Genomic DNA, 12,728 nt, shown 5'->3' with positions numbered 1-12,728 from the left:
CCAGCTGGGCACCGTCCGCTCAGTCCTCCGCGCCCAGCTTCTCGTCCAGCAGCGCGAACATCTCGTCGTCGCTGGCGTCGGTGAAGTCGACCTCCGTCACGTCGTCTCGGGCGGTCCACGTGCCGCGGACCCGGTCCAAACCAGCCGTGATCTCCTCCCGGGCCTCCGCGTCGATCACCGTGTCGCGCAACGCTTCCTCCAGCCGGGCCAGGTCGGCGAGGATTGCCTGCTCCGGCTTGTCGTCCGGGGCCAGCAGCTCCGCCAAGTACCCCGCCAGCTCGCGCGGGGTCGGCTGGTCGAACGCCACCGTCGCCGGCAGGGCCAGCCCCGTCACCGCGCTCAGGCGGCGGCGGAGCTCGACCGCCGTCAGGGAGTCGAAGCCCAGCTCCGAGAACGCCTGGTCCGGGCCGACGGCGTCCTGGTCGCCGTGCTCCAGCACCACCGCCACCGCGTCCGCGACGACGGTGAGCAGCAGCTCGATCCGCTCCGTCCCGCCGAGCCCGGCGAGCCGGGACGCCAGGTCCGGGACGGCGGCGGCCGGAGTCCGCCGGGCCGGGACGAGCGCCCGCAGCACCGGTGGCACTTCCTCCAGCGCTCGCAACGCCGGCAGGTCGAGACGCACCGGAATCACCAGCGGGTCCGCGCCCGCCCGTACCGCGTCGAACGCGGCGAGACCGTCTTCGGGGGCCAGCAGCCCGACGCCGGCGCGGGCCAGCCGCCGGATCTCCGCTTCGGGCAGGGCCGCCGTCATGCCGGTCTCGGCCGTCCACGGGCCCCACGCCAGCGACACCGCGGGCAGGCCACGACGCTGCCGGTGGATGGCCAGCGCGTCCAAGACGGCGTTCGCGGCCGCGTAGTTCGCCTGGCCGGCCCCGCCGAACGTGCCCGCCAGCGAAGAGAACAGCACGAACCCCGCGAGGTCGCGCCCGGCCGTCAGCTCGTGCAGGTGCCGGGCGCCGTCGGCCTTGGGCCGCAGCACGGTGTCGAACCGCTCCGGCGAGAGCGACCCGACCACGCCGTCGTCCAGCACCCCCGCCGCGTGCACGACGGCGGTGAGGTCGAGCTCGGCCAGCACCGCCTCGAGCGCGGCGCGGTCGCCGACGTCGCACGCCTTCACCTCGGCTCGCGCGCCCAGCTCCGCCAGGTCGTCGAGCAGCCCGGGCTCGGCCCGCCCGGACCGGCTGACCAGCACGAGGTGCCGGTGCCCGCCGGCCGCCAGGCGACGCGCGACCAGCGCGCCGAGGCCGCCGGTGCCGCCGGTGACGAGCACCGCGCGGTCCCGGTCCCATCCGGCGCCGGCTTCGCCCGGCGTGGCCCGCCCGACCCGCGGAACCGAAGCCACTCCGTCCATAATGGACAATTCAGGTTCCCCGCTGCCGAGGAAGTCCTGTGTGGACAGTGATCCGTCGGAGTCGACGAGCACGAACCGGCCCGGGTTCTCCTGCTCCGCGGAGCGCACCAGGCCCCAGACGGCGGCCGCGGCGAAGTCTTCGCCGGCGAGCGCGCCACGGGTCCGCAGCACCAGCTTCGAGCCGGCGAACCGCGCCTCGGCCAGCCACGTCTGCACGAGCGCCAGCACGTCGGCCGTGACGGCGCGCAGGTCGGCTCCCGCCGGGACGGCCACCTCGACGAACTCGCCCACCACGGGCAGCTCGGCCAAGGCGTACCCGGAAACCCGGACGACGTCGGCGGGCGCGGGGGCGACCGGTGTCCAGTTCAGCCGGTAGAGGTGCGCGGCCCGCAGCTGCCCGGCTTCGCGGACCGTGAGTCCCTCGGCAGAGGCCACCGGCGCGCCGGACGTGTCGGCAATCTCCAGCGCGACGCTGTCCGGCCCGGCCGGTGCCAGCCGGACGCGCAAGTCCGTCGCCCCGGGCCGGTGCACCGACACCCCGCGCCAGGTGAACGGCAGCGCGGGCGGCGCGTCCGGATCGGCAATCAGCTTGCCGTGCAGCACGGCGTCGAGCAGCGCCGGGTGCAGGCCGAAACCGCCGGCGTCGTCGACGCGGACCTCGGCGAACAGCTCGTCGCCGCGCCGCCACAACGCTTTCAGGCCTTGGAACGCCGTGCCGTAGGCGAACCCGCGGTCGGCCAGGGCCTCGTAGGCGCCGGCCACCTCGACGGCGATCGCGTCCGCGGGCGGCCAGTCCCCCACCGCGAAGTCCGGCGCCGCGTCCGGGGTGAGCGCACCGGTCGCGTGCCGGGTCCACGAGCCGTCGTCGCCGCACGAGTGGATCTCCACCGGGCGGTGGCCGCTCGGGTCGGGTGCGCTGACGGCCACCTGCACGGTGACACCGTCGGTGAGGACCAGTGGCGCGAGCAGGGTCAGGTCGCCGACGCGCGCGCAGCCCGCCTGGGCGCCGGCGTGGCGGGCCAGTTCGAGGAACGCCGTGCCGGGCACGAGGTTCGTCCCGAAGACGACGTGGTCGGTCAGCCACGGCTGCGTCGAAGCGGACAGCCGGCCGGTGCTGACGAGCGTGCCGGTGCCCGCCACCTCGACGGCCGCGCCGAGCACGGGGTGCCCGTCCCCGCGCGGGGCCGCGGCCGCCCGCGCCGGCGGCCAGAACCGCCGGTGCTCGAACGGGTACGCGGGCAGATCGGCCCGCGGCCCGTCGGCGGGCCAGCCGACGTCGACGCCGGAGACGTGCAGCCGGGCCAGCGCCGTGACGAACGTCCGGTCCTCGGCGCGGTCGCGGCGGGCGAGGGGCACCACGGCCGCGTCCGGCACGTCGACCAGGCCGGACAGCACGGCGTCCGGGCCGACCTCGACGAACCGCGTGACCCCGGCCGCGGCGAGCCGCTCGAGCGCGTCGGCGAAGCGCACGGCGTCGCGCACCTGCCGCACCCAGTACGCCGGGTCGGTCACGTCACCCGCGGCGACCACCGGGATCCGGGGCTCGGTGAAGGTGAGGCCGGCGACGACGTCCCCGAAGCCGGCCAGCATCGGGTCCATCAGCAGCGAATGGAACGCGTGCGAGACGCGCAGGCGCCGTTGCTTGCCGAACTTGCCCGCGACGGCGGTGACCGCGTCCTCGAGCCCGGACAGCACCACCGACGCGGGCCCGTTGACGGCCGCGAGGTCGACACCGTCGCCCAGGAAGGGGCGCACATCGGCTTCGGTGGCCTGGACGGCGATCATCACGCCACCCTCGGGCAGCGCGCCCATCAGACGGGCGCGGGCCGAGACCAGCGTGCAGGCGTCGTCGAGGGTCAGCACGCCGGCGACGTGCGCCGCCGCGATCTCGCCCACCGAGTGCCCGGCGACGAAGTCCGGCCGCACCCCCCACGACTCGAGCAGCCGCGCCGCGGCGACCTCGAAGGCGAACAGGCCGGGCTGGGTGTGTTCGGTGCGGTGCACCCGGTCGTCGGCGAGCGCGGCCCGGACGTCGGGCGCGAACCGGTCGAGGACCTCGTCGAACGCCGCCGCGAACACCGGGAACCGCGCGGCCAGCTCGCGGCCCATGCCCGGCCGCTGCGCGCCTTGCCCGGAGAACAGGAACGCGGTCGAGCCGGCGCCGGCCACCCCTTCGACGACCTCGGCGGACGGCTCCCCGCCGGCGAACGCGGCCAGTGCGCCGGCGGGCCGCTCGGAGACGACGACGGCCCGGTGCGTGAACTTCGATCGCCGAGCCAGCGTCCGGCCCACCGCCGCCGCGGGCAGTGCGTCCACTGTGGACGAAAGCCGGGCCGCGTGGGCGCGCAGCGCCGCGGCCGAGCGCGCGGACAGCGGCCAGACGGCGGGCCCGGCTGACTCTTCGGCCGGCGCGGGAGTTTCCGAGGCCTGCTCGATGATCACGTGGGCGTTCGTGCCGCTGATGCCGAACGACGAGATCCCGGCCCGCCGCGGCCGCGCCGCCAAGGGCCAGTCGCGGGCTTCGGCGACCACCTCGACGGCCCCCGCGGTCCAGTCCACCTGGGACGACGGCGTGCCGCTGTGCAGGCTGGCCGGGACGACGCCGTGGCGCATCGCCTGGATCATCTTGATGATGCCCGCCACCCCGGCCGCGGCCTGGGTGTGCCCGATGTTCGACTTGACCGAACCCAGCAGCAACGGGGTTTCGCGGTCCTGGCCGTAGGTGGCCAGCAGCGCCTGCGCCTCGATCGGGTCGCCCAGCGCGGTGCCGGTGCCGTGCGCTTCGACGACGTCGACGTCCGAAGTGGACAGTCCGGCGCCGGCGAGCGCGGTGCGGATGACCCGTTGCTGCGACGGGCCGTTCGGCGCCGTGAGGCCGTTCGACGCCCCGTCCTGGTTGACCGCGCTCCCCCGCACCACGGCCAGGATCCGGTGGCCGTTGCGGAGCGCGTCGGACCGCCGCTCCAGGACCAGCAGGCCGACCCCCTCGGACCAGCCGGTGCCGTCGGCGTCGTCGGAGAACGCCTTGCACCGGCCGTCCGGGGACAGCCCGCGCTGCCGGGCGAACTCGACGAACGTCGCCGGGGTCGCCATCACCGTCACCCCGCCGGCCAGCGCCAGCGAGCACTCGCCGGACTTCAGCGCCTGGCTCGCCCAGTGCAGCGCCACCAGCGACGACGAGCACGCCGTGTCGACGGTGACCGCCGGGCCTTCCAGCCCGAGCGTGTAGGCGACGCGGCCGGACGCGACGCTCGGCGCGCTGCCGTTGCCCTGCTGGCCTTCGTAGCCGCTGCCGGCGAGCAGGCCGCCGTAGTCGCTGTACATCACCCCGGCGAACACCCCGGTCGCGCTGCCGCGCAGCGTCGCCGGGTCGATGCCCGCGTGTTCCAGGGCCTCCCACGACGTCTCGAGCAGCAGGCGCTGCTGGGCGTCGGTCGCGACGGCTTCGCGCGGGCTCATGCCGAAGAACGCGGCGTCGAAGTCCGCGGCGCCGGTGAGGAACCCGCCGGCCCGCGCGTAGGTCGTGCCCGGGTGGTCCGGGTCGGGGTCGTAGAGCGCGGCCAGGTCCCAGCCGCGGTCGGCGGGGAACGGGCCGATGGCGTCGCGGCCGGCGGCGACCAGCTCCCAGAGCTCGTCGGGCGACGCCGCGCCGCCCGGGTAGCGGCAGCCCATGCCGACCACGACGACCGGGTCGTCGTCGGCGGCGCGGACCGCGCGGGCCTCGGTCGCGGGCGCGTCCCCGCCGAGCAGCTCGGTCAGCAGGAACGCGGTGAGTGCCGCGCTGTTCGGGTGGTCGAACACCAGAGTGGTGGGCAGCCGCAGCCCGGTCGCGGTCGCGAGCCGGTTGCGCAGTTCGACCCCGGTGAGCGAGTCGAAGCCCAGCGCGGAGAACGCGCGGCCGGGTTCGACGGCCGTGCGGTCGGCGTGCCCGAGCACCGCCGCGACGTGCGTGGCGACCAGGTCGGCGACGACGTCGTGGCGGCCGGCTTCCGACAGCTCCGCCAGCCGCGCCGCCAGCTCGCCCGCGGCGGCGGCCCGGCGGGTGGTCGCGCGGACCAGCCCACGCAGCGGCGCGGCGACCTCGCCCGAGGCCGTGGCGGCCGGGCGGACCGGCACCAGGGCCGGGATCCCGGCGGTGACGGCGGTGTCGAACAGCGCGAGGCCGTCCTCGGCGGTCAGGGCCGTGATCCCGGCCCGCGCCATCCGCGCCACCTCGGCGTCGCCCAGCTCCGCGGTCATGCCGCCGACGCCCGCCCAGGGGCCCCAGGCGAGCGAGACGGCGGGCAGCCCGCGGGCGGCGCGGTGCTCGGCGAGCGCGTCGAGGTAGGCGTTGGCGGCGGCGTAGTTGGCCTGCCCGGCGCCGCCGATCGTGCCGGCGACCGAGGAGAACAGCACGAACCCGGCGAGGTCCGCGGTCAGCTCGTGCAGCAGCCACGCGGCTTCGGCCTTCGGCCGCCAGACGCGGTCGAGCTGGGCGTCGGTCATCGTCTCGACGGTGCCGTCTTCGAGGACGCCCGCCGCGTGCACGACGGCGGTCAGCCGGTGGCCTTCGAGGACCGCGGCGAGCGCGGCGCGATCGGTGACGTCGCACGCGGCGACGGTCACCTCGGCCCCGGCGTCGGTCAGGTCGGTGACGTCGGCTCGGCCACCACGGCTGAGCAGCAGCAGCCGGCGCATGCCGTGCGTGGTCACCAGGTGCTTCGCGAGCAGGCGGCCGAGACCGCCGGTGCCGCCGGTGATGAGGACGGTGCCGTCGGGGTCCCAGCCCAGCGGGGCAGGTTCGGCCGCGGCCTTCGCGAGCCGCGGGACCTCGACGACGCCGTCGCGCACCCGGGCCTGCGGCTCCCCGGCGACCAGGTCGATGTCGGCCGGGTCGGCGCAGTCGACGAGCACGAACCGGCCCGGGTGCTCGGACTGCGCCGCCCGGACCAGGCCCCACACGGCGGCCGCGGCGAGGTCGGAGCCGTCGGTGGCGCCGGTGGTGTGGAAGACGAGCTCGGCGTCGCGGGGTTCGGCGAGCCAGTCGCGGACCAGCTCCAGGGCCCGTGCGGGACCGTCGGCGGTGACGACGACCCGCTCCGGCCGGTCGCCGCGGGCCGGGGTGACCGGGACCCAGCCGAGGCGGAAGAGCGCGTCCTGGGCGCGGGTGCGGGCGGCGGTCGCCGGCCGGAAGGTCACCGCGTCGACGGCCGCGACCGGGTGGCCATCACCATCCGCAAAGGACAGTGACACGGCGTGTTCGCCGGCCGGGGTGATCCGGACGCGCACCAGCGACGCGCCCGTGCTGTGCAGCCGGATCCCGCGCCAGCTGAACGGCACGTGCGGCCGGGCGTGCCCGGCGGTGAGGGCGACGGCGTGCAGGGCGGCGTCGAGCAGCGCCGGGTGGATCCCGAAAGCCGCGGGCGGCTCGTCACCGAGGCTCAGCTCGGCGAAGACCTCGTCGCCGTGGCGCCAGGCGCGGCGCAGGCACTGGAACGCGGGGCCGTACCCGAGGCCGAGCGTGGCCAGCCGGTCGTAGGCGTCACCGAGGTCGAGTGGTTCGGCGCCGGCGGGGACCACCACGGTCCCGGTCGTGGCGGCGGTGTCCGGTTCGAGGACGCCGGTCGCGTGCCGGGTCCAGGCCCCGCCGTCCCCTTCGGCCCGGGCGAACACGTCGAAGTCGCGCAGCCCGTCTTCGCTGGGGGCGACGACGCGGACCTGCAGGTGCACGGCGCCGTCCGCCGGGACGACGAGCGGCTCGACGACGGTCAGCTCGCGCACGGCCGCGCCGGCGTGCAACGCCAGTTCGGCGAAGGCCGCGCCGGGCAGCACGGTCGTGCCGAGGACCGTGTGGTCGGCCAGCCACGGCTGGGCGGCCAGGGAGATCCGGCCGGTGTACAGCTGCCCGGCGCCGTCGGCGAGGTCGACCGTGCCGCCGAGCAGCGGGTGCGCGGCCGCGGTGAGCCCGAGGCCGGCGGCCTGCCGTGCCGCGGGCCAGAACCGTTTGTGCTGGAAGGCGTACCCCGGCAGCGGGACCGCGCGGCCGTCGGTGAGGCCGTCCCACCCGACCGGCAGGCCGGCCGCGAACAGGCGGGCGAGCGCGGTGCGGAAGGCGCGGGGTTCGTCGTGGTCGCGGCGCAGCACCGGCACGACGAGGGTGTCGTCGTCGCCCGCGGCGAGCCCGGCGAGGACCGCGGCCGGGCCGACCTCGACGAACTTGTCGACGTGCCACGCCCGCAGGGCGCGCAGGGCGTCGGCGAAGCGGACCGTGTCACGGACCTGGCGCACCCAGTACGCGGGATCGGTGACACTTCCGTTCGCCACCACGGGAATCGTCGGTTCGTGATAGGTCAGCCCGGCGGCGACCGCGCCGAACTCGGCGAGCATCGGGTCCATCAGCGACGAGTGGAAGGCGTGCGAGACCGGGAGCCGCTTGGCGTCGCCGAAGTGCGCGGCGACCGCCGCGAGGGCGGCTTCCGGACCGGAGACGACCACCGAGCGCGGCCCGTTGACGGCGGCGAGGGCGGCCCCGCCGGTGAGCAGCGGCCGGACGTCGTCCTCGGAGGCACGCAGGGCGACCATCGCCCCGCCGGGCGGCAGGGCCTGCATCAGGCGGCCGCGGGCGGTGACCAGCCGGGCCGCGTCGGCCAGGGAGAACACCCCGGCGACGTGCGCGGCGGCCAGCTCGCCGATCGAGTGCCCGGCGACGTAGTCCGGACGGACGCCCCGCGCGGCCAGGGTGTGGAACAACGCGACTTCGACCGCGAACAACGCCGCCTGGGTGTGCTCGGTCCGGTCGAGCGCCGCGGCGTCGTCGCCCCACATGACGTCGCGGACCGCCGGGTTCAGCTCGGCGAGGACGGTGTCGAGCGCGGCGGCGAACACCGGGTCGGCGGCCAGCTCGCGGCCCATGCCGAGGCGCTGGGATCCCTGTCCCGAGAACAGGAACGCTGTCCGGCCGGGGGTGACCACGCCGGTGACGACGTCCGGGTGCTCGCGGCCGGCGGCGAGCGCGGCCAGCGCGGCTTCGCCGAACACGGCGGCCCGCTCGTCGAAGCGGGCCCGGCCGTGGGTGAGGGTCCACGCGACGTCGCGTGGGTCGTGCTGTCCGATGTGGACGCTGAGCCGGTTCGCCTGGGCACGCAACGCTTCCGGCGTCTTGGCGCTGAGCAGCCACGGCACCTCGGGCGCCTCGGGCCGCTCGGGAACCACGCGCGGCGCGGGCTGCTCCAGGATGACGTGGGCGTTCGTGCCGCTGATCCCGAACGACGACACCCCGGCGCGGCGGGGGCGCCCGGCGTCGGGCCAGGCCGTCGCGGCGGTGGCCGGCTCGACCGCGCCTGCGGTCCAGTCGACGTGCCCGGACGGCTCGGTGACATGCAGCGTCCGCGGCACGACGCCGTGGCGCATCGCCTGCACCACCTTGATGATCCCGGCGACGCCCGACGCCGCCTGGGTGTGCCCGATGTTGGACTTCACCGAACCCAGCAGCAGCGGTGTCTCGCGGTCCTGGCCGTAGGTCGCCAGCAGCGCCTGCGCCTCGATCGGGTCGCCCAGGGTCGTGCCGGTCCCGTGCGCCTCGACGACGTCGACGTCCGAAGTGGACAGTCCGGCGGTGGCGAGCGCGGCGCGGATGACGCGTTGCTGCGAAGGGCCGTTAGGGGCGGTGAGGCCGTTGGACGCGCCGTCGGAGTTGACCGCGGATCCCTTGACCACGGCCAGGATCTCGTGGCCGTGGCGCTCGGCGTCGGAGAGCCGCTCGAGGACCAGCATGCCGACGCCTTCGGACCAGCCGACCCCGTCGGCGCTGGCGGAGAAGGGCTTGCAGCGGCCGTCGGCGGCGAGGCCGCGCTGGCGGGAGAACTCGACGAACGCCGTCGGCGTCGACATCACCGTGACGCCGCCGGCGAGGGCGAGGTCGCACTCGCCGGCGCGCAGGGCCTGCGCGGCCCAGTGCAACGCGACCAGCGACGAGGAGCACGCCGTGTCGACGGTGACCGCGGGGCCTTCGAGCCCGAGCGCGTACGCGACCCGGCCGGAGGCGACACTGCCGGCGCTGCCGCTGGTCTTGTACCCCTCGGCGTCCTCACCGCCGTCGAGCAGGCGGCTGTAGTCGCCGTACATCACCCCGGCGAACACCCCGGTGGCGCTGCCCCGCAGCGCCGACGGGTCGACGCCGGCGCTTTCCACGGCCGCCCAGGACGTTTCGAGCAGCAGGCGCTGCTGGACGTCGGTCGCGACGGCCTCACGCGGGCTCATCCCGAAGAAGCCGGCGTCGAAGTCGGCGGCGTCGTGCAGGAACCCGCCGTGGCGTGTGTAGGACGTGCCGGGGTGCGCGGGGTCGGGGTCGTAGAGCGCGGCGAGGTCCCAGCCGCGGTTCGACGGGAACTCGGTGACGGCGTCGCCGCCGCGCTCGACCAGCCGCCACAGGTCCTCGGGCGAGGAGACCCCGCCGGGGTAGCGGCAGGCCATGCCGACGATGACGACCGGGTCGCCGTCGACGGCCTTCGTGGTGGGGGCCGTTTCGGCCGGGGTGTCCCCGGCGAGGTGGTCGACCAGGGCGCCGACGGTCGGGTGGTCGAACACGAGCGTCGCGGGCAGCCGCTGCCCGGTGGCGGCGGTGAGCCGGTTGCGCAGCTCGACGGCGGTGAGCGAGTCGAAGCCGAGGTCGGCGAACGACCGGTCGGGGGTGATCCGCCCGGTGCCGCGGTGGCCGAGGACGTGCGCGACCTCGGTTGCGACAACCGCGGCGGCCTCCGCGCGACCACGCAGCCGCCGGTGCGCGGTAGCCGTCGCGCGGCGAGCCGGGGCGCGGACCAGACCGCGCAGCGGGTACGGGAGGTCGTCACGCCGGCGCAGGACCGCCCGGTCGAGCCGCACGGGCAGCACGACGGGCGCGCCGGCGGCGAGGGCGGCGTCGAAGAGTCCGGTGCCCTGGTCGACGGCGATCGGCGGGAAACCGGCGCGGGCGAGCCGGTCGAGACCGGTGTCCCCGAGCTCGGCGGTCATGCCGGCGGTGGCGACCCACGGGCCCCACGCGAGGCTCGTGGCGGGCAGGCCGCGGGCGCGGCGGTGCTGGGCGAGGGCGTCGAGGAACGCGTTGGCGGCGCCGTAGTTGCCCTGACCGGGCAAGCCCAGGGTGCCGGAGACCGACGAGAAGAGGACGAGGTCGGTGCCGTCGGCGGTGAGCTCGTGCAGGTGCCAGGCGGCGTCGGCCTTGGGCCGCGTGACGGCGGCCAAGCGCTCGGGCGTGAGGTCGGTCAGGAGGGCGTCGTCGAGAACGCCGGCGGAGTGGACGACAGCAGTGATGTCACGGTCTCGCAGCAGCAGCTCGAGAGCCGCGCGGTCGGCGACGTCACAGGCGGCGACGGCGACTTCGGCCCCGGCCGAGGTGAGCTCGGCGACGAGTTCGCCGGCCCCCGGGCTCTCGGCTCCCCGGCGGCTCACCAACAGCAGCCGGCGGGTCTTCCCGGTGGTGACGAGGTGCCGGGCGACGATCGCCCCCAGCCCGCTCGTTCCCCCGGTGACGAGGACGGCCCCCTCCGGGTTCCAGGACCCCGAGCTTTCACGTGAAAGCTCGGGGGTTGTCATCCGGGCGGCGAGGAGGGTTCCGGCGCGGAGGGCGAGTTGGGGTTCTTCGCCGGCCAGTGCGGCCAGGAGGAGCTCCGGCGAGACGGACTCGTCGAGGTCGAGCAGGCCGAAGCGGCCCGGGTGCTCGGCCTCGGCGGCACGGATCAGGCCCCAGACCGCGGCAGCCGGGAGGTCCGCTCCCGTGGTCGCGCCGCGGGTCAGGAACACCAGCTTGCCCGTCGCCGACTCCGTGACCCAGCGTTGGGCCAGGTCCAGGGCTCGGGAGGTCAGGGCCTGCGTCGAGGCCGGGATGTCGTCGCCACCGGCGAAACACGCCACCACCAGGGGTGACGAGGTGAGGTCCGCCGTGGTGGGAAGGGGCAGGGTGAACGGGTTCTCGCCCCACAAGACGGCCGACGGCGCCGGGGCGGGCACCGGCACCGGGGTCCAGGCCAGGGTGAACAGCGCGTCGGAGCGCTGGTCGGTCGGACGGTGTTCGCGCAGGTCCAGGGCGTCGATCGTGGCGACCGGGTGCCCGGCGGGATCGGTCAGCGTGAGGCCGTCGTCGCGGACGTGGACGCGCAGCGCCACCGCGCCCGCCGCGTGCAGCGACACTCCGCGCCACGAGAACGGGAGTGCCCGCGCCGGGGTGCCCGGGCGCAGCGTGAGGCCGTGCAGCGCTGCGTCCAGCAACGCCGGGTGCAGGCCGAACTCCGCCGCTTCCGCGTGGTGCTCGGCGTCGAGCGCCACTTCGGCGAACACTTCGCCGCCGCGGCGCCACGCCGCCCGCAGGCCGCGGAAGCGCGGGCCGTACGCGAACCCGTCCGCCGCGAAGTCCGCGTAGAAGTCGTCCAGTGGCACCGGTTCCGCGTCCGCGGGCGGCCACGCACCGAGGTCGGACGCGGGCAGCGCCGCCGCCGGGCTCAGCGAGCCGAAGGCGTGCTCGGTCCAGGAGTCCTCTTCGGACTGTCGTGAGTGGATCGACACCGGCCGGGCGCCGCGCTCGTCCGGCTCGCCGACGCGCACCTGCACCGACGCCGGCACCACCAGCGGGACGGCCATCGTCAGCTCGTCGATCCGCGGGCAGCCGCACTCGTCCCCCGCCCGGATCGCCAGTTCGGCCAGCGCCGTGCCGGGCAGGAGCGTCGTCCCCGCGACGACGTGCTCGGCCAGCCACGGCTGGGCGGCCGTCGACAGCCGCCCGGTGAGCACGTGCTCGTCCGAGCCGGCCAGCGCGACCGCGTCGTCCAGAAGTGGGTGCGCCATCGAGCCGGCCGGGCGCACCGGCCGCGGCGCGGGCCAGAACCGCTCGCGCTGGAACGGGTAGGTGGGCAGCTCCACCGGCCGGCCGCCGGCCAGCGCGGGCCGCCAGTCGACGTCCACCCCGGCCACGAACAGCCGGGCCGCGGCCTCGGTGAACGCGACCTCCTCACCGCGGTCGCGCCGCATCAGCGGCACCGCGAGCCCGTCCGGCACCAGCGCGGACAGCACACCGTCCGGACCGGCTTCGACGAACCGCGTCACCCCGGACTCCGTCAACGCCGTGACGGCGTCCGCGAACCGGACCGCTTCCCGCGCGTGCCGCACCCAGTAGTCCACCGTGGACGGATCCGCGCCGGAATCCACAGTGGACACGAACGGCAGGCGCGGTGCAGAGAAGGTGACTCCGCTCAGGACTTCGGCGAACTCCGCGAGCATCGGCTCCATCAGCGGCGAGTGGAAAGCGTGCGACACCGTGAGCCGCCGCGTCTTCTCGAACCGAGCGGCCACCTCGGCGACCGCTTCCGCCGGTCCGGACAAGACGAGCGAGCGCGGCCCGTTCACCGCG

1 protein-coding gene (only partly in view) is annotated in these 12,728 nt (G+C 76.0%); it reads right to left on the bottom strand.

Annotated elements, in window-relative coordinates:
- Positions 1 to 19 precede the first annotated feature (19 nt).
- On the bottom strand, positions 20 to 12,728 hold the 3' portion of the coding sequence (locus ACZ63E_RS31765; protein ID WP_465339839.1) for an SDR family NAD(P)-dependent oxidoreductase. 14,552 nt of this gene lie beyond the right edge of the window; only the last 12,709 of its 27,261 coding nucleotides appear in the window; its start codon lies beyond the right edge, outside the window; its stop codon occupies positions 20 to 22.

It is taken from the genome of Amycolatopsis sp. NPDC104819 (assembly GCF_055583145.1).
The sequence above is the reverse complement of the archived record's forward strand: the minus strand, read 5'-3'. Positions and strand labels throughout refer to the sequence as shown.